General features: G+C 57.9%; 27 protein-coding genes. 6 read left to right on the top strand and 21 right to left on the bottom strand.

What is annotated here, in order from left to right:
* Positions 1 to 72: 72 nt before the first annotated feature.
* The 4 genes from GTP45_RS25655 to GTP45_RS25640 all read left to right on the top strand — a co-directional run bounded on the left by GTP45_RS25655 (position 73) and on the right by GTP45_RS25640 (position 2,539).
* On the top strand, positions 73 to 1,017 hold the full coding sequence (locus tag GTP45_RS25655; RefSeq protein ID WP_161016666.1) for a dihydrodipicolinate synthase family protein: 945 nt from the start codon (positions 73 to 75) through the stop codon (positions 1,015 to 1,017).
* Complete coding sequence (locus tag GTP45_RS25650; protein WP_371874522.1) at positions 1,014 to 1,685, top strand: GntR family transcriptional regulator; 672 nt, start codon at positions 1,014 to 1,016, stop codon at positions 1,683 to 1,685. Before GTP45_RS25655 ends, GTP45_RS25650 begins: the two co-directional genes overlap by 4 nt.
* 70 nt (positions 1,686 to 1,755) lie before the next feature.
* Positions 1,756 to 2,154: a VOC family protein gene (locus tag GTP45_RS25645; protein ID WP_161016665.1), complete on the top strand. Its 399-nt coding sequence runs from the start codon at positions 1,756 to 1,758 to the stop codon at positions 2,152 to 2,154.
* Positions 2,155 to 2,215: 61 nt separating this feature from the next.
* On the top strand, positions 2,216 to 2,539 hold the full coding sequence (locus tag GTP45_RS25640; RefSeq protein WP_161016664.1) for a CCDC90 family protein: 324 nt from the start codon (positions 2,216 to 2,218) through the stop codon (positions 2,537 to 2,539).
* 3 nt (positions 2,540 to 2,542) lie between these two features.
* Here the strand turns inward: GTP45_RS25640 and GTP45_RS25635 are convergent, their stop codons facing one another.
* From GTP45_RS25635 to GTP45_RS25560, 16 genes are all read right to left on the bottom strand, one after another.
* Positions 2,543 to 3,316: an enoyl-CoA hydratase gene (locus GTP45_RS25635; RefSeq protein ID WP_161016663.1), complete on the bottom strand. Its 774-nt coding sequence runs from the start codon at positions 3,314 to 3,316 to the stop codon at positions 2,543 to 2,545.
* 56 nt (positions 3,317 to 3,372) lie between these two features.
* Positions 3,373 to 4,569, bottom strand: coding sequence for an acetyl-CoA C-acyltransferase (locus GTP45_RS25630; protein WP_161016662.1), 1,197 nt, complete (start codon positions 4,567 to 4,569; stop codon positions 3,373 to 3,375).
* Between the two features lie 11 nt (positions 4,570 to 4,580).
* The gene (locus tag GTP45_RS25625) at positions 4,581 to 6,983 is read right to left on the bottom strand and encodes a 3-hydroxyacyl-CoA dehydrogenase/enoyl-CoA hydratase family protein (RefSeq protein ID WP_161016661.1); all 2,403 of its coding nucleotides are present in this window, start codon (positions 6,981 to 6,983) and stop codon (positions 4,581 to 4,583) included.
* Between the two features lie 18 nt (positions 6,984 to 7,001).
* On the bottom strand, positions 7,002 to 8,792 hold the full coding sequence (locus GTP45_RS25620; RefSeq protein ID WP_161016660.1) for an acyl-CoA dehydrogenase C-terminal domain-containing protein: 1,791 nt from the start codon (positions 8,790 to 8,792) through the stop codon (positions 7,002 to 7,004).
* A gap of 49 nt (positions 8,793 to 8,841) precedes the next feature.
* Entirely contained in the window at positions 8,842 to 9,465 is a 624-nt protein-coding gene (locus tag GTP45_RS25615) for a TetR/AcrR family transcriptional regulator (RefSeq protein ID WP_161016659.1), read from the bottom strand.
* Positions 9,466 to 9,671: 206 nt separating this feature from the next.
* A complete protein-coding gene (locus GTP45_RS25610) occupies positions 9,672 to 10,043 on the bottom strand; it encodes an RNA-binding S4 domain-containing protein (RefSeq protein WP_161016658.1) in 372 nt (123 codons plus the stop codon).
* The gene (clsB, locus tag GTP45_RS25605; RefSeq protein WP_161016657.1) at positions 10,040 to 11,203 is read right to left on the bottom strand and encodes a cardiolipin synthase ClsB; all 1,164 of its coding nucleotides are present in this window, start codon (positions 11,201 to 11,203) and stop codon (positions 10,040 to 10,042) included. The genes GTP45_RS25610 and clsB overlap by 4 nt, the downstream gene beginning before the upstream one ends.
* A gap of 9 nt (positions 11,204 to 11,212) precedes the next feature.
* On the bottom strand, positions 11,213 to 12,028 hold the full coding sequence (locus GTP45_RS25600) for an endonuclease/exonuclease/phosphatase family protein (protein WP_161016656.1): 816 nt from the start codon (positions 12,026 to 12,028) through the stop codon (positions 11,213 to 11,215).
* Between the two features lie 5 nt (positions 12,029 to 12,033).
* Positions 12,034 to 12,315, bottom strand: coding sequence for a DUF2442 domain-containing protein (locus GTP45_RS25595; protein ID WP_161016655.1), 282 nt, complete (start codon positions 12,313 to 12,315; stop codon positions 12,034 to 12,036).
* On the bottom strand, positions 12,308 to 12,553 hold the full coding sequence (locus tag GTP45_RS25590) for a DUF4160 domain-containing protein (RefSeq protein ID WP_161016654.1): 246 nt from the start codon (positions 12,551 to 12,553) through the stop codon (positions 12,308 to 12,310). The genes GTP45_RS25595 and GTP45_RS25590 overlap by 8 nt, the downstream gene beginning before the upstream one ends.
* Positions 12,554 to 12,761: 208 nt before the next feature.
* Complete coding sequence (locus GTP45_RS25585) at positions 12,762 to 13,577, bottom strand: hypothetical protein (protein WP_161016653.1); 816 nt, start codon at positions 13,575 to 13,577, stop codon at positions 12,762 to 12,764.
* The gene (locus GTP45_RS25580) at positions 13,570 to 15,243 is read right to left on the bottom strand and encodes a zinc ribbon domain-containing protein (RefSeq protein ID WP_161016652.1); all 1,674 of its coding nucleotides are present in this window, start codon (positions 15,241 to 15,243) and stop codon (positions 13,570 to 13,572) included. The genes GTP45_RS25585 and GTP45_RS25580 overlap by 8 nt, the downstream gene beginning before the upstream one ends.
* Positions 15,244 to 15,333: 90 nt before the next feature.
* Positions 15,334 to 15,798 (bottom strand): dihydroneopterin triphosphate diphosphatase, encoded by a 465-nt coding sequence (gene nudB / locus GTP45_RS25575; RefSeq protein ID WP_161016821.1) that lies wholly within the window; start codon positions 15,796 to 15,798, stop codon positions 15,334 to 15,336.
* Between the two features lie 43 nt (positions 15,799 to 15,841).
* Complete coding sequence (aspS, locus tag GTP45_RS25570; protein ID WP_174821678.1) at positions 15,842 to 17,641, bottom strand: aspartate--tRNA ligase; 1,800 nt, start codon at positions 17,639 to 17,641, stop codon at positions 15,842 to 15,844.
* 51 nt (positions 17,642 to 17,692) lie between these two features.
* Positions 17,693 to 18,319 (bottom strand): DUF502 domain-containing protein, encoded by a 627-nt coding sequence (locus tag GTP45_RS25565; protein ID WP_161016650.1) that lies wholly within the window; start codon positions 18,317 to 18,319, stop codon positions 17,693 to 17,695.
* Between the two features lie 28 nt (positions 18,320 to 18,347).
* Positions 18,348 to 18,638: an FmdB family zinc ribbon protein gene (locus GTP45_RS25560; protein WP_161016649.1), complete on the bottom strand. Its 291-nt coding sequence runs from the start codon at positions 18,636 to 18,638 to the stop codon at positions 18,348 to 18,350.
* Positions 18,639 to 18,880: 242 nt separating this feature from the next.
* Here GTP45_RS25560 and GTP45_RS25555 point away from each other — a divergent pair, with 242 nt between their 5' ends.
* Positions 18,881 to 19,087 (top strand): hypothetical protein, encoded by a 207-nt coding sequence (locus tag GTP45_RS25555; protein WP_161016648.1) that lies wholly within the window; start codon positions 18,881 to 18,883, stop codon positions 19,085 to 19,087.
* A gap of 21 nt (positions 19,088 to 19,108) precedes the next feature.
* Positions 19,109 to 19,477, top strand: coding sequence for a hypothetical protein (locus GTP45_RS25550; protein WP_161016647.1), 369 nt, complete (start codon positions 19,109 to 19,111; stop codon positions 19,475 to 19,477).
* On the opposite strand, the gene GTP45_RS25545 is transcribed toward GTP45_RS25550, so the two are convergent.
* The 5 genes from GTP45_RS25545 to ubiE all read right to left on the bottom strand — a co-directional run bounded on the left by GTP45_RS25545 (position 19,472) and on the right by ubiE (position 24,068).
* Complete coding sequence (locus GTP45_RS25545; protein WP_161016646.1) at positions 19,472 to 20,065, bottom strand: methyltransferase domain-containing protein; 594 nt, start codon at positions 20,063 to 20,065, stop codon at positions 19,472 to 19,474. The two genes, GTP45_RS25550 and GTP45_RS25545, sit on opposite strands and share 6 nt — an antisense overlap.
* A gap of 5 nt (positions 20,066 to 20,070) precedes the next feature.
* Positions 20,071 to 21,639 carry a ubiquinone biosynthesis regulatory protein kinase UbiB gene (gene ubiB / locus GTP45_RS25540; RefSeq protein WP_161016820.1) on the bottom strand — a complete coding sequence of 523 codons (1,569 nt, stop codon included), beginning with the start codon at positions 21,637 to 21,639 and terminating at the stop codon, positions 20,071 to 20,073.
* Complete coding sequence (locus GTP45_RS25535) at positions 21,636 to 22,256, bottom strand: ubiquinone biosynthesis accessory factor UbiJ (protein WP_161016645.1); 621 nt, start codon at positions 22,254 to 22,256, stop codon at positions 21,636 to 21,638. The genes ubiB and GTP45_RS25535 overlap by 4 nt, the downstream gene beginning before the upstream one ends.
* Positions 22,257 to 22,398: 142 nt before the next feature.
* Complete coding sequence (locus GTP45_RS25530) at positions 22,399 to 23,319, bottom strand: Tim44 domain-containing protein (RefSeq protein ID WP_161016644.1); 921 nt, start codon at positions 23,317 to 23,319, stop codon at positions 22,399 to 22,401.
* Positions 23,320 to 23,333: 14 nt separating this feature from the next.
* Complete coding sequence (ubiE, locus tag GTP45_RS25525; protein ID WP_161016643.1) at positions 23,334 to 24,068, bottom strand: bifunctional demethylmenaquinone methyltransferase/2-methoxy-6-polyprenyl-1,4-benzoquinol methylase UbiE; 735 nt, start codon at positions 24,066 to 24,068, stop codon at positions 23,334 to 23,336.
* Positions 24,069 to 24,070: the final 2 nt, after the last annotated feature.

The following is a 24,070-nucleotide window of genomic DNA, read 5'->3' as shown; positions in this document are numbered from 1 at the left end:
CTTCAGATTGTATAAAATATCCAAAATAGGTATGATGCCTGCACCCCTCTAACGCAGCCTGAAGGAAACACCATGAGCGACAATATTTTCACTGGCACCATCCCGGCCCTGATGACGCCTTGCAAAGCCGACCGCACGCCCGACTTCGACGCGCTGGTCAAAAAAGGCCGTGAACTGATCGATGCCGGCATGAGCGCCGTGGTGTATTGCGGCTCGATGGGCGACTGGCCGCTGCTGACCGAAGCACAGCGCCAGGAAGGCGTGGCCCGCCTGGTCGCGGCCGGCGTGCCGACCATCGTCGGCACCGGCGCGGTCAACTCGAAGGAAGCGGTATCGCACGCGGCGCACGCGGCCAAGGTCGGCGCGCACGGCTTGATGGTGATTCCACGGGTACTGTCGCGCGGCTCGTCGCCGGCGGCGCAGAAAGCCCACTTCTCGGCCGTGCTGGAAGCGGCGCCGAAACTGCCGGCCGTAATCTACAACAGCCCGTACTACGGCTTCGCCACACGCGCCGACCTGTTCTTCGAACTGCGCGCCAAGCACCCTAACCTGATCGGTTTCAAGGAATTCGGCGGCGCCGCCGACCTGCGCTACGCAGCCGAACACATCACCAGCCAGGACAACGACGTCACCCTGATGGTGGGCGTGGATACCCAGGTGTTCCATGGCTTCGTCAACTGCGGCGCGACCGGCGCCATCACCGGCATCGGCAATGCGCTGCCGCGCGAAGTGCTGCAGTTGGTGGCGCTGTCGCGCAAGGCGGCGGCCGGCGATGCGGTGGCGCGCCGCCAGGCGCGCCAGCTGGAAGCCGCGCTGCTGGTGCTGTCCTCGTTCGACGAAGGCACCGACCTGGTGCTGTTCTACAAGTACCTGATGGTGCTGAACGGCGACAAGGAATACACCCTGCACTTCAACGAGACCGACGAACTGAGCGCCAGCCAGCGCCGCTACGCTGAAACGCAATACGCGCTGTTCCGCACCTGGTACGCCAGCTGGTCGAAAGAAGTGTCGGCGTGAAGGGATTTGCCGTCACCACCGTAGCGGAGCAGGCGGCGGACGCCCTGCGCCGCAAGATCATGTCGGGCGAGTTGCCGGAAGGCGTCTCGCTGCGGCAAGATGCGCTCGCGGCCGAGTTCGGCATCAGCCGGATTCCGGTGCGCGAAGCGCTGGTGCAGCTGGAAGGCGAAGGACTGGTGAAAATCGTCCCGCACAAAGGCGCGGTGGTGTCTGGCCTGTCGATCGAAGAAATCAGCGAGCTGTTCATGCTGCGCAGCTTGCTGGAGCCGGTGCTGTTGAAGAAATCCGCGCCGCGCCTGACTGCCGAAGACTACGCCGAGCTCGACGCCATCCTGGCCGAATACAAGGTGGAACTGCACGCCCAGCACACCACCCGCTGGGGCGAGCTCAACACGCGCCTGCACGAGGTACTGCTGTCGCGCGCGGAACAGCCGCGCACGGCGGCGATCGTGGCCACGCTGTTGCAGCAGACCGATCGCTATACGCGCATGCAGTTGTCCTTGAGCGCTGACAGCATTCGCCAGGCGCAGCAGGAACATGAAGAGTTGGTGCAGCTATGCCGGACTGGCGATGTGCGCAGTGCAGCGGCCCTGCTGAAACGACACATCGAGCACGCCAGCAAGGATCTTGAGCAATTCATTTTGTCGCAACGAAAATCTTCGAAATAAGCTTGTCGATGTCGTGTGCCTCCGCTCGTCGTGAGATAGTAATACCTATCTTTTCAACCGAGGAGGCGTCATGCACAAACAGATCATCTTCAACCTGCCGGTCAAAGACCTGGAAAAATCCAAGGCTTTCTTTACCGCGCTGGGCTTCACCTTCAGCGACAAATTCAGCAACGACCAGGCGGCGTTCATGGAAATCGTCGGCAACGACATCCGCGCCATGCTGATGACCGAAGCGTTCTTCAACTCCCTGATCAACAAGCCGGTAGTGAACGCCAAAGCAGCCAACGAAGTCATCATCTGCCTGAGCTGCGAAAGCCGCGCAGAAGTCGACAGCCTGATCGCCAAAGCCACCGCCGCCGGCGCCCGCATCCCCCACCCGCCCGAAGACCACGGCTTCATGTACGACCAAGGCTTCGAAGACCTCGACGGCCACCTATGGAATCTGGTCTGGGCAGAGTCTCAGATTTAGTTATTGACGCAGCTCATAGCGCCGCTCTTGCAATCGCCGAGGAAAAGCACATACTGAACGAATGAACTCACTTGACACCCTCGGTTATTGCAAACGGCTTGAAGCGGTCGGCGTACCGCGCGAGCAGGCGGAGGTGCACGCACAGATATTGACCGAGGTGATGGGCCAAGTCGCCACCAAAGATGACTTGAAGGAACTCGAAGTGAGACTAAAAGAGTGGGTAGCGCTTTATATCAAAGAACAAATAGCAGGAGTCACGGGCGAAATTGCGGGACTCAGGGCTGACATCGCGGGACTTAAGGCTGAGATGCTGAAATGGTTCGTCGCAAGCTTGATAGCGCAAAGCAGCCTGATTATCGCTGCCCTGCGCTACCTGCCTCACTGAGGATTACGAGAACTGCTTGAAGTCCGGCTTGCGCTTCTGGAAGAAGGCCATGAAGGCTTCGCGGGCTTCTGGGGAGGAGAGCATTTTTCCGAAGTGGATGTTTTCGGCGGCGATGGCTTCGCTCACTGTTGCTTTGCGGGCGGCTTTCATCAGTTCTTTCGTCACGCGGATCGAGCTCGCTGGCAAGGCGACCAGTTTGGCGGCCTGGCCTTCTGCAAAGGCGCGCAGTTCGTCCACTGGCAGTACTTTCGATACCAGGCCCATCTCCAGCGCTTCTTGCGCGCCAAACGCTTCACCCAGCATCAGCTTTTCCGCTGCACGCGGGTAGCCGGCGATTTGGGTCAGCAGCAGGCTGGAACCAAACTCAGGACACAAGCCCAGCTGCACGAACGGCATTGAGAACTTGGCGTTGTCGGCTGCGTACACCAGGTCGCAGTGCATCAGCAGCGTAGTGCCGATGCCGACCGCGTTGCCCGAGACCGCCGCCACGATAGGCTTGGTCGAGCCACTCAGGGCCATCATGTATTTGTACACCGAACGGTCTTCAATCGCGCCGCTCGATGGGGCGTTTTTCATGAAGTCTTCCAGGTCGTTACCGGCGGTGAAAATCTCCGGCTTGCCAACGATCAGGATGGCGCGTACATCGGCGTTGCCTTCGGCGTCGTTGAGGGCGTCGGCCATCAGCTGGTACATCTCCGCGGTGATCGCGTTCTTGCGTTCTGGACGGTTGAATTCCAGGGTCAGGATGCCGTCGTTAATGCTGCTCAGAATATCCATTTGTGTCTCCAAAATGAAAGGGCGCCGCAGCGCCCTTTTTTATCGCGATGTCGTGATTACACGCGCTCGATGATGCCTGCTGCGCCCATACCTGCGCCGACGCACATGGTGACCATGCCGTACTTCAGGTTGTTGCGGCGCAGTGCGTGCACCACGGTCGCAGCGCGGATCGCACCGGTTGCGCCCAGCGGGTGGCCCAGAGCGATTGCGCCGCCCATTGGGTTGACCTTGGCTGGGTCCAGGCCCAGATCGCGCACCACGGCCAGCGCCTGCGCTGCAAACGCTTCGTTCAGTTCGATCCAGTCCAGCTGGTCCTGGGTGATGCCGGCAGCTTTGCAAGCATCTGGAATTGCGAACTTAGGACCGATACCCATGATTTCTGGTGGCACGCCTTTCACAGCGAACGACGAGAACTTGGCCAGCGGAGTCAGGTTGTGTTGTTTCAGGATCTTTTCCGAAACAACCAGCAGCGCGCCAGCGCCGTCCGACATCTGCGAGCTGTTACCTGCGGTGACCGAACCTTTGGCGGCGAACACTGGCTTCAGCTTGCCCAGGGTTTCCATCGAGGTTTCTGGACGCGCGCCTTCGTCGGTGTCGACGGTGCGGGTTTTTACTTTGATCTCGCCGGTGGCCAAGTCTGGCGTGCGGGTGATGATCTCGACTGGCGTGGTTTCGTCCTTGAAGAAACCAGCTTGCTGTGCAGCGATCGCGCGGCGGTGCGATTCAACCGAGAACGCATCCTGGTCTTCGCGCGACACTTTCCACTGCTCGGCCACTTTCTCAGCGGTCAGGCCCATGCCGTAGGCCATGCCGACGTTGTCGTCGGTGAACATGTTCATGTTCATCGACGGCTTGATGCCCATCATCGGCACCATCGACATCGACTCGACGCCGCCTGCCAGCATCACGTCGGCTTCGCCCACGCGGATGCGGTCAGCAGCCATGGCCAGCGCGGTAATGCCCGATGCGCAGTAGCGGTTGATGGTCACGCCGCCGACGGTGCGTGGCAGGCCTGCCAGCAGTACCGATTGACGGGCGATGTTGAAGCCCTGTTCCGCTTCAGGGAACGAGCAGCCGATGATGGCGTCGGTGATCAGCGCTGGATCCAGGCCAGGCGCCTGTGCCAGTGCCGATTGAATCACGCGCACCAGCAGGTCGTCCGGGCGGGTTTTGTTGAACATGCCGCGCGGTGCTTTACCGATCGGGGTGCGGGTCGCGGCGACGATGTATGCGTCTTGAACTTGTTTGCTCATTGTCTTATTCCTTAGTTGCGGACTGGCTTACCGGTTTGCAGCATGCCCATGATGCGTTCCTGGGTTTTCGGATGGTTCAGCAGCTCCAGGAAGGCTTTACGCTCCATGTCCAGCAGCCACTGCTCGCTCACGAACGAACCCTGGTCGATATCACCACCGCTGACGATCTGCGCGATCATGTCGCCCAGTTTGAAGTCGTGTGCGGAGATGAAACCGCCGTCGCGCATATTGACCAGTTGCGCCTTGATGGTGGCCCAGCCGTAGCGGCCGGTCACTTGCACTGGTGCTTTCAGTGGCGCGCGGTAGCCGCGGTCGAACATGGCGCGCGCTTCAACCTTAGCCACGTGCAGCAGTTCGTATGGGTTGAACACGATCACGTCGTCTTCTTTCAGGTAACCCATCGCTTGCGCTTCCAGGGCCGATTTCGACACGTTCGCGGTAGCCGCGTTGGTGAAGCCGGTTTTCAGGAATTGCAGGATGTCGTTACCCTTCGATTCTTTGTAAGCACGCTGTGCCGCTTCTTTCAGGCCGCCGCCGGCAGGGATCAGGCCCACGCCCACTTCTACCAGACCGATGTAGGACTCGATCGACGCTACGCGCTTCGATGCGTGCAGGGCCATTTCGCAGCCGCCGCCCAGCGCCAGGCCAGCAACAGCAGCCACCACCGGCACGTTCGAGTACTTCAGTGCCATGAAGGTGTCTTGCAGTTCGCGGATGATCGGGTCGACTGCTTTGGCGCCGCCGGCCATGAAGGCTGGCAGTGCCGATTGCAGGTCGGCGCCGGCCGAGAAGGCGCCGCCTTCGGCTGCGTCCGCGCTCCAGATCACCAGGCCTTTGAAGTTTTTCTCAGCTTCGGCCAGTGCTTTACGGAAGCCGGCGATCACGCCTGGGCTGATCACGTGCATCTTGGTCTTCAGCGAGATCACCAGGACGTCGTCGCCCGAGTGCCAGATGCGCACGTCGTCGTCTTCGTGCACGGTGGTGCCGGCTTTGCGGCCGTCCACTTCGCCCGAGCCCAGTACTGGGGCGCGGAATTCCTGGCGCTTGTACACGGCCAGTTCCGAACGTGGCACGAACGATTTCGATACAGCCGACCACGAACCTTCAGGGGTGTGGACGCCGCCTTTTTCAGCGACCGGGCCTTCGAATACCCACGCCGGCAGCGGTGCCGAGCACAGTGCGTGGCCAGCGTCGATGTCTTCTTTCACCCACTGGGCCACTTGAGTCCAGCCGGATGCCTGCCAGGTTTCGAACGGGCCGACGTTCCAGCCGAAGCCCCAGCGCATGGCGAAGTCAACATCGCGCGCGTTGTCGGCGATGGTGTCGAGGTGCACGGCGATATAGTGGAAAGCGTCGCGGAAGATCGCCCACAGGAACTGCGCCTGTGGGTTGGTCGATTCGCGCATGGCCTTCATCTTCTTGACCGGATCCTTTTCTTTCAGGATGCGGGCCACGATGTCGGCTGCCTTGGCGCCGCCGGCGACGTATTCACCGGTAGCGAAGTCCAGGCGCTGGATTTCCTTGCCTACTTTTTTGTAGAAGCCGGCGCCGGTCTTCTGGCCCAGCGCGCCCTTCTCTACCAGCTTGGCCAGCACCGCAGGGGTTTTGTAGACGGCTGCGAACGGATCGTTCGGCAGGTAGTCTTGCATGGTCTTGATCACGTGACCCATGGTGTCCAGGCCGACCACGTCGGCGGTACGGAAGGTACCCGACTTGGCGCGGCCCAGCTTGGCGCCGGTCAGATCGTCGACCACGTCTACCGACAGGCCGAATTTTTCAGCTTCGTGCACGATGGCCAGGATGCCGAACACGCCAACGCGGTTAGCGATGAAGTTCGGGGTGTCCTTGGCGCGGACTACGCCTTTGCCCAGGGTCGAGGTCAGGAAGCCTTCCAGCTGGTCGCTGATTTCTGGCTTGGTGAACTCGGTCGGGATGATTTCAACCAGGTGCATGTAGCGCGGTGGGTTGAAGAAGTGTACGCCGCAGTAGCGCGATTTCAGATCCGCGTCGAAGCCTTCCGACAGCTTGGTGATCGACAGACCCGAGGTGTTCGAGGCGAAGATCGCGTTTGGCGAAATGTGTGGAGCGACCTTTTTGTACAGGTCGTGTTTCCAGTCCATGCGCTCGGCGATGGCTTCGATGATCAGGTCGCACTCGGCCAGCTTGGCCAGGTCGTCTTCGTAGTTGGCGACTTCGATCAGCGCTGCGTGTTCTTTGTTGCCCAGTGGTGCAGGCGACAGTTTTTTCAGGTTCTCGATGGCTTTCAGCACGATGCCATTCTTAGGCGTGCCTTCCTTACCTGGCAGGTCGAACAGCACCACAGGCACTTTGGCGTTGACGCAGTGGGCCGCAATCTGCGCGCCCATTACGCCGGCGCCCAGCACGGCTACTTTTTTAACGATGAAATTGGTCATGTCGTTTCCTCTGGTTGCTTAGAACAGGTCGGCGTCGAGTGCCATCAGGTTGGCGGAGCCCGAGCGTGCCTGACGGATCAGGGTTGCGGTTTCTGGTTGCAGACGGGCGAAGTAGAAGCGCGCGGTAGCCAGTTTCGATTTGTAGAAGGTGTCGCCGCTGTCTTCTTTTTCCAGGGCGATCTGTGCCATGCGAGCGAAGAAGTACGAGTACACCAGGTGGCCCACAACGCGCAGGTACGGCACGGCGGCAGCGCCCACTTCGTCGGCGTTCTGGAAAGCTTTCATGCCGATTTCCATGGTCAGCTTGGTGACCTTGTCGCCCAGGTCGCCCAGCGGGGTGATGAACTCGGACATTTTTTCGTCCAGGCCGTTCTCTTCCACGTAGGACTTGATCTTCTCGCCGAATTTACGCAGCTTGGCGCCGTTGTCGCCCAGGATCTTACGACCCAGCAAATCGAGCGACTGCACGGTGTTGGTGCCTTCGTAGATCAGGTTGATACGGGCGTCGCGCACGTACTGCTCCATGCCCCACTCGCTGATGTAGCCGTGGCCGCCGTACACTTGCATTGCTTCCGAGGTGGCAATCCATGCGTTGTCGGTGATGAAGGCCTTGATGATCGGGGTCAGCAGCGCGACTTCGTCGGCGGCTTCTTTACGCACATCTTCGTCCGGGTGGTTCAGTTCGCGGTCGATCTGCAGCGCGACGTACGAGGTGAATGCGCGCGCGCCTTCAGCGTAGGCTTTGCCGGTCAACAGCATGCGGCGTACGTCCGGGTGAACGATGATCGGGTCGGCTGGCTTGTCCGGTGCTTTAGGGCCGGTCAGCGAGCGCATCTGGATACGGTCTTTAGCGTAGATCAGCGCGTTCTGGTAAGCGACTTCTGTCAGACCCAGCGACTGCATGCCAACGCCCAGACGGGCGGCGTTCATGAACACGAACATCGCGTTCAGGCCTTTGTTCGGCTGGCCGATAATCCAGCCCTTGGCGCCGTCCAGGTTCATCTGGCAGGTCGAGTTGCCGTGGATGCCCATTTTTTCTTCGATGGCGCCGCAGAAGATTGGATTGCGTTCGCCGATCGAGCCGTCTTCTTTCGGCAGGTATTTAGGCACCAGGAACAGCGAGATGCCTTTCGAGCCTTCCGGCGCGTCAGGCACGCGTGCCAGCACCAGGTGCAGGATGTTTTCCGACATGTCGTGTTCGCCGGCCGAGATGAAGATCTTGTTGCCGGTGATCAGCCACGAGCCGTCGGCCTGTGGCACGGCTTTCGAGCGCAGCATGCCCAGGTCGGTGCCGCAGTGCGGCTCGGTCAGGCACATGGTGCCAGTCCACTCGCCCGATACCAGCTTCGGCAGGTACAGTTTTTTCTGTTCGTCGGTGCCGTGTTCTTTCAGGCACTCGTAGGCGCCGTGCGACAGGCCTGGGTACATGGTCCACGCCTGGTTGGCCGAGTTCAGCATCTCGTAGAACGAGTTATTCATCACCACTGGCAGGCCTTGGCCGCCGTATTCTGGATCGCACGCCAGCGCAGCCCAGCCGCCTTCGACGTATTGCTTGTAAGCTTCTTTGAAGCCTTTAGGAGTGGTCACGGTGCTGGTGGCGGCGTCGTGTTTGCAGCCTTCGCGGTCGCCCGAGTGGTTCAGCGGGAACAGCACTTCCGAGGTGAACTTGCCGCCCTCTTCCAACACCTGATTGATGATGTCGGCATCGATTTCCGCGTGCTTCGGCAGCGCCTTCAGTTCGTCTTCCACTTTCAACAGCTCGTGCAGAACGAATTGCATATCCCGGATTGGCGCGACGTATTGACCCATGATTTTCTCCTGATGACTACTTTTGAATGTTTGAATTAATTAATGCAACTTAACTGAGTTGTGCGACCACCGCTGCCGGCGATTGCGGATTGCGATACGTTTCGATCAAGCGCTCAAAGCCCTTGCCGGCCCGCTCCAGGCTGCCTGGGATGCGCAGGAAGCGCGCATCGTGGTGCAGGGCGAGGATCAGGCCGTACATCTCGTACACCAGCTGCTGCGGGTCGGTATCGGCTTTGAGATCGCCGCATTCGACCGACTGCTTCACGCAGCGCAGCAGTGCGCCTTGCCACGCGCCGACCATGGCCATCAGCTCTTCGCGGATCGGGCCGGGACGGTCGTCGTATTCCACGGCGCCGCTGATGTAGATGCAGCCCGAGGCCACTTCCACGCTGACCCGCTTGACCCAGCGCGCAAACATGGCCTTGAGGCGTTGAATGCCGCGCGGCTCTTTGACGCTAGGGAAGAACACTTCCTGCTCGAAACGGTGGTGATACAGCTTCAGTACTTCCAACTGCAAATCTTCACGCGATCCGAAGTGCGCGAACACGCCGGATTTGCTCATGTTCATCTTATCCGCGAGCAATCCTATGGTCAGACCTTCCAGACCATCGCGGCTGGCCAGATCGAGGGCCACATCCAGGATTGCAGCGCGGGTTAACTCGCCTTTGCGCATAAATTTAGTTGAGGTATTAATAAGATTGCATCCCAGAGTAAAAGGTCATTAGAGGAGAAAGGAATATTCTGCTCCAGTTAAATTTACTCTGTGTGAAAAGAATTGCGAACGCTCGTACTATTATCCACTTACAGGTGAATGTCAAACAGTACCGTTAGAGGTGGCGTTCTATTGCTGCATAGCAGCAATGCGGAAGGGAAACTAAGTTAGAGTTTGCCTATCAAGCGGCGATCGCGTTTGGTCGGGCGGCCCTTGAAATCAGCGCTCGGTTCGCGGAACAGGCGGCGGTTTTCCGTGACCGCAGCGCGGCGCGCAACGCTGACATCGGTCTCTTCGTACAGATTGCGGGCAATCGGGGCCGCGGCGCGCACATCGGACAGGCCCATCACGTCCACTTCCCATTGATCGGAGCCGTTATCGATTTCCAGCACATCGCCGATCTTGACGGTGCGCGCCGGCTTGACGCGGTCACGATTGACGGTAACCTTGCCGCGATCCACCGCGTCCGTGGCCAGCGAACGGGTTTTAAAGAAGCGCGCTGCCCACAGCCATTTATCCAGTCGTACACCTTCGCTCACGCGTATTTCTCCACAGCGAACACCCGCATCAATAATTTGTAAAACACGAACGCGATCTCGTAGCCGATGCGCTTCACGTGGCCGACGTGCTCGAAGTCATCGTAAGTGATGACCTTGCCGTCGGCAACCGCCTCCTCGATGTGGCGGCGCAGGCTCTGCGCGAACACTGCGTCCTTGATCACCACGTTGGCTTCCTGGTTGAGGAACAGGCTCAGGCCGTCCACGTTGCTGGAGCCGACCGTCGCCCAATCGTCATCGATCACCGCCACCTTGGCGTGCAATTGCGTCTTGTGATATTCCACCACTTTGACGCCGGCTGCAAGCAGCTTGGGGTAGAAGGAATGCGCGACCGCGTCCTGCAGCCAGATCTCGCCGACGCCGATCAGCAGCACCACCTCAACGCCGCGCTCGGCAGCGGCGGCCAGCGCGCGGCGGAACTTGCGGCCCGGTGCAAAGTAAGGATTGGCCAGCAGCACGGTCTTGCGCGCGCGGCCCAGTGCTTGCAAATAGGCGCGCTGGATGGTGCGGCGATTGCGCAGATTATCGCGCACCACAAAGCCCGCTTGCACGGCGTGCTCGGCGGCGATCTTCTGCACCTTGCGCATGTCGCGGTACAGGCCGATCCGCTTAATGATGCTGAGCTTGCCGAGGCGGCGCCACTGCGTCACCGCTTCCAGCTGGATATCGGCCACCAGCGGCCCGCGCACCTGCACCGCGAAATCCCAGCGCGGCGCCGGCAGCGGCTTGCTGTGATCGTAATCGCAGAACATATCGTCGTTGATATTGATGCCGCCGACGTAGGCCACCTTGCGATCGACCACACAAATCTTGCGATGGGTGCGCGTGATGCCGCGCTTGAACCAGGGATTGAACATGCGGTGCTCGACGCCGCCATCGGCGAACTGCTGGTGCATGCTGTTGATTTGGCGACGGCCGGTGCCCCACCAGTCGGTAATTACGCGCACCTGCACGCCGCGCTGGGCGGCATTGATCAGCGCGGCCAGCACCTTCTGGCCGGTGTCGTCGCCGGCGAAGATGTAGGTTTCGAAATACACCTCGTACTGCGCGTTGTCGATAGCATTGATCAGCGCCGGGAAATAATCGGTGCCGGTGTGCAGCAGCGTGACTTCGTTATCGGCTAAAAAATTTACTGGGCGCATAGTCGGTGCTCAAGCCAGCGTCAGCGAGGCGACGATGGGAGCGTGGTCTGAGAGCTTGGCCCACAGACTACCATGCATTACCTCTGCCGTCTCCACTTTGAAGCCGCGCACGTAAATGCGGTCGAGACGGAAGAACGGCAGGCCGGCCGGGAAAGTGCGGGCCGGGGCAACGCCGGCCTTGCGGCGCAGCTTGCGCATGATGTCATCCAGCGCCGAGTTGCCGCCGATTTCTTCGAAGGCTTCCACCACGCCAAGCGCGTTGCGCAGCTCCTCGCTGAGCGTATTGCGCCAGTCGTTGAAATCGCCGGCAATCACCACCGGCTCGCCATTCGGCGCCGACTCGCGCACGGCCGAAATCAAGGCCTGCGTCTGGCGCCTGCGGCTGCCCTCGAACAAGCCAAGGTGAACCACATAGCAATGCACCGGCCCCTGCGGCGTACGGAGCACACAATGCAGAATCCCGCGCTGCTCATACGCGTGGTCGGATACATCATGATTAGCGTGGTTATCGATCGGGAAAGCGCTAAGCAGCGCGTTGCCATGATGGCCGTGATCGTAGATCGCATTCATGCCGTAAGCCGCGTGCAAATGCCGCGACTCGCCGGCAAAAAATTCATGCTGCGCTGCAGCGGGCCAATGCTTGTGGCCGAGGTGCTCGGCGCCATACTTGGCGGCCTTGAGGTCATGCTTGCCCTGCACCTCTTGCAAAAAAACCACATCGGCATCAAACATGCCGATAGCCTGCTTCAGCGCCAGCACGCGCGGCTCGGCACGGATGGCGGAAACGCCCTTGTGAATGTTGTAGGTAGCAACGCGGAGTCTCATGAACCCTATTTTACTCCCGAGATCGCCCCTCCCGGTGTGCGGCTTCGCACATTAGTGGTGTCACAATACCCCATCAACAAGTGCTCAACATTAATGTCTTCATCGAGCGCATCCCAATGCAGGCCTTTGCCATTGCCGCTGAAAGTATATTGCAAGCGCTGTACAGGATTCGCATTTTGGAGACGAGGAAAAAAGCTCAGAGGCACACCCAGCGTACGCCCATCGACAAGATGCACCCACATGGTCTGATCGTCGAACGACAAGCGCAATGCCAAAGCGTTATTCATCGAAATACCCCTTCCAAGCTTCAATAAAAAGCTCACGTTGCTCCCGCACTAAGCTGATAAGCTCGCGCAGCTTTTTGGCCGGGATAGCGGCAGAGCTTGCCACCATAATCTCCGGCTCCAACCAGATCTTTGCGTCACCGCCGTTGCCACGGACGTGAATGTGCATAGGTTCGCGCGGAAAACCCTCGCTGGAATAAAAAAACAGCGCATAACCTTTGTAGCGCAAGATGACAGGCATGGCAAGCGGCACACAGAGTCGAAATGAACCCTGATGTTAGGCCGCGTTCGCCATGCTCCGATTGAGTTGCGTCAAACTGGGTTATCTAAGAAACGCTCAGCAACGCAAAATTCCATGTCAAATCATGGTAAAAACAATGCAACTCTGCTTGCACTAAAATCTTCGCATCTCATCGCTGCGCCTGTAAGAAGCGGTGACTACATGAAAACTAACTCGCAAAGTGCAATTTCGCTTTTTGATAATTAGAAGAGATACTTGCATCAGCTTCCGGCGTATCTTCACCAAGAAACAAGAGCCAATATTTCTCGAATTCCTTAATATCGGCCTCTGCGGAATCAAATTTTATATATTCTTTTTGATATGCTCGCTTTAGTAAACATGAAAATATAAAAGAATTATAAGTTTGAATGGAATTAAGAGCCACCTCGACCATGTTTTCAAAAGAAGCATATGACGTTGAAACAGCGGTTATGGTTTGATAATTCGATTTTAATTCCATTAAATTTTTAGGGCTTAAAAATCCGTTAGCATGAACTACCGCATGCCTGAGTATAAATATTTTCTGAAGGTCACTTAATGCTGTCTTAACATTATCCGACGATGATTTCAAATTTATCCCGAGAAAATCATCAGTTTGCTCCATGATGATCTTACTATCTGAAAAATTAACATTGTCGAAAATCGCCCTACCTAGATTTTCATTTTTATAATAACTTGCAGCCGCCAGGGAAATTTGAGCATTGCGCAATGCCCCATCTTTCGATTGAGGACAGAGCAATAATGCTTTACTTATTACCGAACGAAAATAATGCTCAATTAAAGATGAAAGGCCTAAAGTAAGAAGTTGAATATTTGCGACATCGGTAGGGTCTTGATTTGCGATTACGATCAGTAACTTCTGCCCCTCCAAAAAGACATTATAAGGTGATTTCTCCTCAAAATCTTTAGATTGAAGAAACTGTGTAATATTTATCTGCAATGTACTAGGCTGTTCGTTTGGCAGCGGCAGAGGAGGCTTAGACACTAATAAACTCCTCGGCCATAGTTTTAATACGACGCGCCCAAATCTTTCCAATCCGCGGGACTTTCAAAAGCGACTGACTTTCATCCAGCAAAAGATCCTGTATTGTTTTTATCTTTGTCTTTGTATCGATTCCTTTTAATTTTGAGGCACTCAGTGGAAGAGCTGAAATCGGCTTCTGCAACAGTTCCATATACACAGAAGAATCCTTCAACTTTGCTCCACAATTACCACAAAATTTTTGGCTTTCCCCACTTCTCTCATGACCACATGCCACGCAAGGAGGTAAATTAAGCCGAAGATTTGCAAAATCATCGTCTACAATTTTTTCGGTAGTCGTTCGTACATAGATGTGAGAATCATTAGTCTGTAGACTGTCGATAATATCTCTAACTGAGAACGATCGACCTAACGAAAGAGAATTTGATGTAATTATCGCTGCATTGTGAATCATATATCGCTCATAGCTTAGCGAGCCACGAGAATGTTTTTTTGTTTTTCTAAAAAGACCAGAATATTCGAAGAACTGCAATATTTTATCAAGTGAACTAGGAACAGGTTCTTTAATACCAATGGTTGTGGTCTTTGATTTTCCGTCCCTGTTTCTATTGTAAAAAGCTATAGTAGACAACGTGTTTGATTTTACACTTTTACCTTCCTCAATAAATCTTGAGTAACGCGGAAGTTTATCTGCAAGTGCCAAAAAAACACCATCAACATAGGCAGCGCATTCTTCAATTGAGTCTAGGACATTTTTTCTTGATACTGTACGCTTCGCATCCAGACAATCAGACAACATATTTAAAAAAGCACGCGGTTGTCCGAAGGCTGCTAGTGCAAGTAAGTCAATATAATCAGTGTAATTATCCCCAAATTTCAATTTCATTTCAGCAGACAAACGTCGATTAGCAATGTCACGCATAAATGGAAGATAATTCTCATGCGTAGGCTGATACCAAATTTCTAGAATTTCCGCTTCATGACCAACATTAAATCCGTGCGAATAGCTAGTGATACCTGGGTAAACAGCAGCCTTAGCAGATATACGACGGGATTTGAGCTGTCTAAATATCTCAAAAAACTCACGCTGCTGCTCCTCGGAAAATGCATGCGCAGCATCATCCATTAGCAAAACGGCACGAGTAAGTCCGCCCGCATTCAAAATACCCTCAATCTCTTCGATCAATTCCGATGGGGCAATACTTGGCATATCCTCGGTCGGAGCATTTCCTTTCTCGAGCTCTCTAATTACACTCAATGAATCAGAAATACTAAAATCATCAACGGATACATACTTTTCAGTTAGAGCCTCTCCGACTGCCGCCCTTACCTTATGTAATACCCATTGTCTGAAAATTTTCGTAGCATTAGTCGTATTATGAAATAGCGGTTCAAGCGCCAATGACTGTGAATAATTAATATATACCGGAAGGCATTTCTCTTGGGCCAAAAGCTCAAAGTACGCTACCCGAAACAAAGTAGACTTACCTGAGCCTCGAGGCCCTAGCAGGAGCTTGACTCCGTTTCCTTTCACTTTATCTAATATATTTCTATCAAACTCACTTTGCGCAGTCCACTGAGTCAACTCATCCTTAGACAATCGCTCCGCACGTTCTTCAAAGTTGTTTTCAGGAGCAGCATCAATCAGCGAATTATTATCGAATTCCATAAAGTTAGTCTTTTTAGTTGCAATACATGTGGTCTTAAAGCATCACGTGAAAATATAGCAATTACTAAAAGTTGGCAACTAGATTCTGGCCTATTTCTTTGGCCCAGCGAATTTCTTCGGAAGCTGGAGGATGGCTTCGGCGTTGGAGGAGGAGAAGCATTTGTCGGCGGCTTCCAGGTGCGGCAGCCAGACGTGGTTCAGGTGTTCGCGTGGGCTCAGCGTGATGGCGATGTCGCGCGGGACTTCGACGCTGAAGACGTGCTCGGTGTTTTCCGTTACGCCGGGGGCGTAGCGGTGGCGCCAGACTGGGTAGATGGTGTAAATGTTTGAGAGATGCCAGTCGCGCAGCACGATGTTCTCGCCGTCGGCGACGATGCCGGTTTCTTCGAACAGTTCGCGCGTGGCGGTGGTCAGCAACGGTTCGTCGGCCGCGTCCAGCGAGCCGGTCACCGATTGCCAGAAGCCCGGCTTGTCGGCGCGCTCGATCAGCAGCACTTGCAGGTCGGCCGTGTGGATCACCACCAGCACTGATTCAGGAATCTTGTAAGGCGTCATAGGCACAAAAAAAGGGCGCCGAAGCGCCCTTTTACACCATCAATTAGCCAGCCACTTTTGGCTCGGCTGCGCGCAGACGGATGTGCAGTTCTTTCAACTGCTTCTCGTCCACTTCCGAAGGAGCGTGGGTCAGCAGATCTTGTGCACGCTGGGTTTTCGGGAAGGCGATCACGTCGCGGATCGAATCGGACTTGGTCATCAGGGTCACGATACGGTCCAGACCGAATGCCAGGCCGCCGTGCGGAGGCGCGCCGTACTGCAGCGCGTCCAGCAGGAAGCCGAACTTCAGGCGTGCTTCGTCGGCGTCGATCTTCAGCGCGCGGAACACTTTCGACTGCACTTCTTCGCGGTGGATACGGATCGAACCGCCGCCCAGTTCCCAGCCGTTCAGCACCATGTCGTAGGCCTTGGCAATGCAGGCGCCCGGATTGGTTTCCAGCATGTCTTCGTGGCCGTCTTTTGGCGCGGTGAACGGGTGGTGGGTCGCAGTCCAGCGATCCGACTCTTCGTCGTATTCGAACATCGGGAAGTCGATCACCCACAGCGGCGACCAGACGTCGTCGAACAGGCCGTTGGCCTTGCCGAATTCCGAGTGGCCGATCTTCACGCGCAGCGCGCCGATGGCGTCGTTCACTACCTTGGCCTTGTCCGCGCCGAAGAAGATCAGGTCGCCGTCTTCCGCGCCGGTCAGCTCCAGCACCTTGGCCAGTGCGGCGTCGTGCAGGTTTTTCACGATCGGCGATTGCAGACCGTCACGGCCTTTGGCCTTCTCGTTGACCTTGATGTAAGCAAGGCCTTTGGCGCCGTAGATGGCGACGAACTGGGTGTAGGCGTCGATTTCCGAACGCGGCATGTCGGCGCCCTTCGGTACGCGCAGGCCTACCACACGGCCGTTAGGCATGTTGGCAGCGCCAGAGAATACTTTGAAGTCGACGTCTTTCATGACTTCGGTCAGTTCGGTGAATTTCAGTTTCACGCGCATGTCCGGCTTGTCCGAACCGTAGCTGCCCATGGCTTCGGCGAAGTCCATCACCGGGAATGGGTTAGGCAGGTCAACGTCCATGGTGTTCTTGAACGTTTTGCGGATCATGTCTTCGAACAGGTCGCGGATTTCTTGTTCGTTCAGGAACGAGGTTTCGCAGTCGATCTGGGTGAATTCCGGCTGGCGGTCAGCGCGCAAGTCTTCGTCGCGGAAGCACTTGGTGATCTGGTAGTAGCGGTCGAAGTTCGCCACCATCAGCAGCTGCTTGAACAGCTGTGGCGATTGCGGCAGCGCGAAGAAGTTACCGGCGTTCACACGCGATGGCACCAGGTAGTCGCGCGCGCCTTCCGGGGTCGACTTGGTCAGCATCGGGGTTTCGATGTCGATGAAGCCCAGTTCGTCCAGGTACTTACGCACTTCCATCGTCACTTTGTAACGCAGGCGCAGGTTGTTTTGCATCTGTGGACGACGCAGGTCCAGCACGCGGTGGGTCAGGCGGGTGGTTTCCGACAGGTTGTCGTCGTCCAGCTGGAACGGCACGGCCACGGAGGCGTTCAGCACTTCCAGTTCCGAGCAGATCACTTCGATCTTGCCCGATTTCAGGTTGGCGTTGACGGTGCCGGCCAGACGGTCTTTAACCACACCGGTCACGCGCAGGCAGAACTCATTACGCACGGCTTCAGCCGCCTTGAATACCTCGGCCTGCTCCGGGTTGCAAACGATCTGCACCAGGCCTTCGCGGTCGCGCAGGTCGATGAAGATCACGCCGCCGTGGTCGCGGCGACGATGTACCCAGCCGCACAGGCTGACGGTTTGGCCAAGCAGCGCTTCAGTGGTGAGGCCGCAGTAGTGAGTACGCATTGAGGACATGTTTATTTCTCGGTTCAGGTTAGGTTACTCAGTTAATCTTGCTTAGTTCAGCTTGGTGTCTTCGACGATGACTTTAGGCGCTTCTTCCGGCGCCACCACCCCCATCGAAACAATGTACTTCAGGGCGGCATCGACCGACATGTCGAGCTCGACCACATCCTTCTTCGCCATCATCAGGAAAAAGCCCGACGTCGGATTCGGCGTGGTCGGTATGTACACGCTGACATACTCACCGACCAGGTGGTTTTTCACGTCCCCGCCCGGCGTGCCAGTCAGGAAGGCGATGGTCCACGAATTCTGGTGCGGATACGGGATCAGCACCGCTTTGCGGAAGGCGTTGCCGGACGACGAAAACAGCGTGTCCGACACTTGCTTCACGCTCGAATACAGCGAGCTCACCACCGGGATGCGGGTCAGCAGTTTTTCCCACAGCTTCACCACGTAATTGCCGACCAGGTTGTTGGTCAGCAAGCCGGTCAGGAACACGATGACGATGGTCAGCAAAGTGCCCAGGCCGGGAATATCAAAACCGATCAGGGTCCGCGGCTGCCAGCGCTCAGGCACGAACAGCAGCGACTGGTCCATGGTGCTGATCACCAGGTTCAGTACCCAGGCCGTAATCGCCAGCGGCACCAAAATCAGCAGGCCGGTAATGAAGTATTTACGCATCGAATTCCTTGATGGTGGATGGAGCGCTTCAGTTGTCGCTGGAGCCGCCCGTTGGCGTTGGCGTCGGTGCAGGCGCCGCAGCGGGTGCAGAATCGGTCTTGGCCGGGCCGGTCGCGGTGCCGGTCGCCGGCGGCGTGCCGCCACGGAAATCGGTGACATACCAGCCCGAGCCCTTCAGCTGGAAGCCGGCGGCAGTTACTTGCTTCTTAAACGACTCCTTGCCGCATTCCGGGCAAACAGTCAGCTGCGGGTCGGAAATCTTCTGCAAGACGTCCTTGGCAAAACCGCAAGCCTCGCAGCGGTACGCGTAGATCGGCATTACTTACTCCGCAAAAATCATCAAAACCCTGAATTATAAAGCCTTTTACCCTTAACTTGGCTGTTTCCTGCCACCAAGCTTTGGGCGCCTATGGATTTCATAGCAAAAATCTATTCGCGCATTGTTCGGGAGCATGATTTAATACTGCCTACCAAGCGAAGATTTCCCAGTCCCTGAATCGCCGCCTCGTTTGCCGTCCTCGACCGACGACGCTCTAACTCTTTGATTCAGTGGGAAATCTCATGAAAAAATACCTCTACGCCGGCCTCTTGGCCGTAAGCATCGCCGGCCCAGCGCTGGCCGCCGCTCCCAAGTTTGTACCGCAATCGCCGGAAGAACCGTTGCATCGTCGCGCCATCCTGGTGTGCATGGCGGTAGTGGTCGGGCTGCAAGCCTATCGCCACCGTCCGCGCGTCAAGCGCGACGAGTTGCCGACTTATCACAACTAACGTTCACCATGCGGGGCTGCCATGAAACGGCTGATATCCCTTGTCCTGCTGGGTGCGTTGCTGGGCGCGGGCCCGGCCTACGCCATGCGGGCTCGCGAATACATCGACGCTGACCAGCGCGCCGCCATCACCTTGGCGGCTGAACGCGCCCAAACGATCAATATTGCGCCGGCGCTGGAGACTGCGTCCAATACCGATGAAGCGCAGTTGCCAACGCCGGAACAGCGCGCCAAGGCGACCGCTGCGACGCCGGTGGTGAGCTCGGTGCCGGAACCGTCCGGGCTGGCCCTGCTCGCTTGCGGCCTGGTGCTGCTGTTGCTGGCGCCCTCGGGCCGCGATCACGCAGGAATCACGCCTGCGATGGCCAAGCCGCTAAGCGACGACTCATAAACGGCGCCACGCCATCCAGCGCTCCTTGCCGGCAAACACCGGGATGGAGTCGTTGACGGCGTCATCGGCGATGCACACGAAATTTGCCGCCAACAGGCTGTCGAGCTGCGCGCGGCCGATGCCGAACGGCGGCCCCTTGGGCGCATCATCAAAGAAGAAGTAGCCGGCCAGCAGTGCGCCGGGGGCCAGCAGCGCCGCCCAGCGCGCCGCCACTTGCGGCCACATGGCGCGCGGCATGGCGCACAAAAACGCCCGCTCGTAGATCAATTGCAGCGGCGCGGCCGGTTGCCATTGGAAGAAATCCGCCTCGACCACGCGCGCCGCGTGCGCGCCGGCCGCTGCCTTGCCCTGCGCCACGGCGGCGGGGGAAAAGTCGATGGCGGTCGCATCCCAGCCCAGTTCTGCCAGCAAGGCCAGTTCGTAAGCCGAGCCGCAGCCGGGAATCAGGGTGACCAGCGGCGCACTGTTGGCGGCGAAGTCGCGCAGGGCTTGGGGCACGCCACCCTTGTCCCACGGTGTGAAGTTGCGCTCGAAGCGTTCATCCCAGAACGCCGGCGAGCTTGGGTCGCGCTGCTGGAAGTCCGCCACGGCGCTCAGCCCAGGTGATGCCAGCGCAGATACAGCTGGAAGCCGGCGATACCGAGACCGAAAGCGCCGGCAAAGTAAATCACCAAGCTGAGTAAGCGATTGGTGCGCTGCTGTTCATTGATCAGCACCTTGATGAGCTCGGTGTTGTCGGCCGGCTTTTCAGCATGCCGCTCCAGCGCCTGATGCACCAGACGCGGCAGTTGCGGGAACAGGTGGGCGTAGCGCGGCGCCTCGGCTTTCAGGCGCTGCATGAATCCCTTCACGCCGACCTGCTCGGCCATCCAGTTTTCCAGGTAGGGCTTGGCGGTCTTCCACAGGTCGAGATCAGGATCGAGCTGGCGGCCGAGGCCTTCGATATTGAGCAGCGTCTTTTGCAACAGCACCAGTTGCGGCTGCACTTCCACGTTGAAGCGACGCGAGGTCTGGAACAGGCGCAGCAGGATTTGGCCGAACGAGATGTCTTTCAGCGGGCGATCAAAGATCGGCTCGCAGCAAGCGCGCACGGCCGATTCCAGTTCGTCGACGCGGGTCTCTTTCGGCGCCCAGCCGGATTCGATGTGCGCTTCGGCCACGCGCTTGTAATCGCGGCGGAAGAAGGCCAGGAAGTTCTGCGACAGGTAATCCTTGTCGAAATCGTTGAGCGTGCCGACGATGCCAAAGTCCAGCGCGATGTAGCGGCCAAAAGTCTCCGGCTCGATCGACACCAGGATATTCCCCGGGTGCATATCGGCGTGGAAGAAACCGTCTCGGAACACCTGCGTGAAGAAAATCTCCACACCGTCGCTGGACAGCTTTTTCAAGTCCACGCCCGCTTGCTCCAGGCGGTCGATCTGCGACACCGGGATGCCGTGCATGCGCTCCATGACGATTACGCTTGACGAGCAGTAATCCCAGTACATTTCCGGCACCAGCAGCAGCTGCGAATCGGCGAAGTTGCGGCGCAGCTGGCTGGCATTGGCGGCTTCGCGCATCAAGTCCAGTTCGTCGTGCAGGTACTTGTCGAACTCAGCGACAACCTCCTTTGGCTTGAGGCGCTTGCTGTCGGCCCACAGGTTGCCGATCCATTCGGCGGCAACGTGCATCAGCGCGACGTCGTCGTCGATGGATTTTTTCATGCCGGGACGCAGCACCTTGACCGCCACCTGGCGGCCGTCGCGCAGCGTGGCGAAGTGCACCTGCGCAATCGAGGCCGAGGCCACCGGCGTGCGCTCGAAGGTCGCAAACAGCTCGTCCGGGTGCGCGCCCAGCGACTTGCGGATCTGCTTGATGGCCAGCTCGGTGTCAAACGGCGGCACGCGGTCTTGCAGGCGCGCCAGTTCGATCACCAGGTCGGCCGGGATCAGATCGCTGCGGGTGGACAGCACCTGGCCGAATTTCACGAAGATCGGCCCCAGCTCCTCCAGCGCCATGCGCAGGCGCACGCCGCGCGGCGCGGACAGGTCGCGCCAGAAAAATACCGTGTCGATCAGCTTGGCGATGCGCGGCTTCTTCAGGCCGGAGATGGCAATTTCGTCGAGGCCGTAGCGCACCGAGACCCGCAGGATTTTCAGCAGGCGCAAGAATTTCAGCATTATTGGGATCCCAGTTTCTGTTCCAGCTTTTGTTCCAACTTCGCGAGGCGCTTGGCGGCGCGCTCGACGTCGTCGCGCAGGCGTGTGACCTCGGCCGAGTACGCTTCTACCGTTTGCGGACGCACCAGCACTTGTTTCTCGTCGAGCAGGAATTCGGCGACGTTCTCGGCCAGCTTCTGATGGCCGGTCTTGATGGCGTCGAAGGCGGCCTTGGCGCCGGAGACGGCGCGCACGGCGGCAATTGGGCCGATCACTTTTTCGAGGTCATGCTCGGCTTCCCAGCGCAGCGTTTTGCTGAGGTTGGAGATGGCATTGGCGAATTCCGCATCGCCCTCGATTTGCACGTAGGAGAAAGCGCGCTCGCGGTTTTGCGCGATCAGCGGCAGGTCCGACAGTTTGACGCGGATGGTGACGCGCGCCTCTTCGTCTGCCGGCGCGGCTTCGAGATAGCCGTCGGCGGTCACGCGCAGGCGCAGCGCGGCCGAGCCGGCGTCAATGCAGGCGATCTTGCCGGCATGGCGCAACAACTCCTGCCGCGCCCACGGCTCCTGCGCCAGCAAGTGATTGATGGCGGCGCTGGCCGGCGCCGCGGAGAAACTGCTCGGATTAAATGAAATCATGTTCCTGTCGTTCAAAACAAAACCGCCCGGAAAAGCGGGCGGTTTTGATCTTACCAGTTTAACCAGCTTTCACCCCAAACCGGTGAGTCGTCGCAGGGTCTGACCCCGTACGGGGTCAGACCCAGTGTGGCCCTGCGGGGTTTTACGCGAGTTGCTGGATACCAGCCAACAGCCAGCCGCTCGAACCGTTGACCGGCTTGGCCAGATTCCACACTTCATGGAACGGCTCAGCCAATGCATCCGGCGCCGGCTTGATCATGCCGGTGAACTTCACGCTGGCCAGGTACTCGGTGTCGCTGGTCTCAATGCCCAGCAGTTCAGCGTCGATGCTGACCACGTCCGTGTAATCAGCCACGGTACGCTCGCTGATTTGCAGTTTCATCTCAGCAAACACTTCCGGCGTGGTGAATTCACGGATATCGGCCACGTCGCCCTTATCCCAGGCAGCTTGCAGACGGATGAAGTTACCCTTGGCAACGCGCAGGAAGGTGGTCTGGTCAAAGTCACCCGGCACGCCCCACTGGTTGTGCACTGGCTGCTTCGCTTGCACTGGAGCCGCAGCTGGCTGCAGGCGCGAGCCGATTTCCGGCGTAGCCGAACCACCTTGCGGCGGCATCGAGTAAACGTTCTGGTTGCCGCCAAACGCAGCAGGCTGGGCCGCTGGCTGCGACTTGCTGCGGATCAGGCGGAAGATGAAGAACACCACGCCAGCCAACAGCGCCAGCATGATGATCGAGCCGATCGCGCCACCCAGTGCGCCACCCAGACCGAAGTGCGAGAACAGTGCGCCCAGGCCCAGACCCAGCAGCGCGCCGCCGAGAATGCCCTTCCACATGCTAGGTTTCTTCGGCGCAGCAGCCGGCGGCATCTGTGCCGGAGCTGGTGCAGGCTGCGCCTGGCGCGGCGCTGGCTGCGGCGCAGGCTGGGCCGGCATGCGGCTGACGTTTTGCGACTGGCGGCCAATCGAACGGCCACCGCCGGCCGGACGCGCGATGGCTTCCGTCAGCATGGACATGGCGGAGACAGCAATTACAGCGCCAATCAGGATTTTCTTCAGGTTCATGGTCATTCCAGTCATCACATTTTGATACCAGTGTGTAAAGCGGCCACACCTGCCGTCAGGTTGTAATACGTTACGCGCTCGAGGCCTGCTTCTTCCATCATCGTCTTCAGCGTCTCTTGGTCTGGATGCATGCGAATGGATTCGGCGAGGTAGCGATAGCTGTCAGCGTCGTTGGCGATTTTCTCGCCCATCCAAGGCAGAATCTTGAACGAATAAATATCGTACGGCTTTTGCAGCGGCGCCGCCACTTTCGAGAATTCCAGCACCAGCAGCTTGCCGCCCGGCTTCAGCACGCGGCGCATTTCCTTCAGCGCCTGATCCTTGTGGGTCATGTTGCGCAGGCCGAAGGCCACACTGACGCGGTCGAAATAATTGTCCGGGAATGGTAGCTTTTCTGCATCACACAACAAGGTGGGGGTCAGCAGGCCGCGATTCAAGAGGCGGTCACGGCCCACGCGCAGCATCGATTCATTGATGTCGGTCAGCCAGACTTCGCCGGTTGGGCCGGCCTGCTTGGCAAACACCTTGGCCAAGTCACCGGTGCCGCCGGCGATGTCGAGGCACTTGAAACCCGGACGCACAGCGGCATTGGCGATGGTGAAGGTCTTCCACAGGCGGTGCAGGCCAGCCGACATGACGTCGTTCATGATGTCGTACTTGGCGGCGACGGAGTGGAAAACCTTGGCAACCTCGCGGACTTTATCTTCTTCCGCGACAGTCTTGTAACCGAAGTGAGTGGTGTTGGTCATGA

The organism is Duganella rivi, assembly GCF_009857435.1.
GTDB classification, from domain to species: domain Bacteria; phylum Pseudomonadota; class Gammaproteobacteria; order Burkholderiales; family Burkholderiaceae_D; genus Rugamonas; species Rugamonas rivi.
Note: the sequence above shows the minus strand (reverse complement) of the source record. Positions and strands in the feature narration are given on the sequence as shown.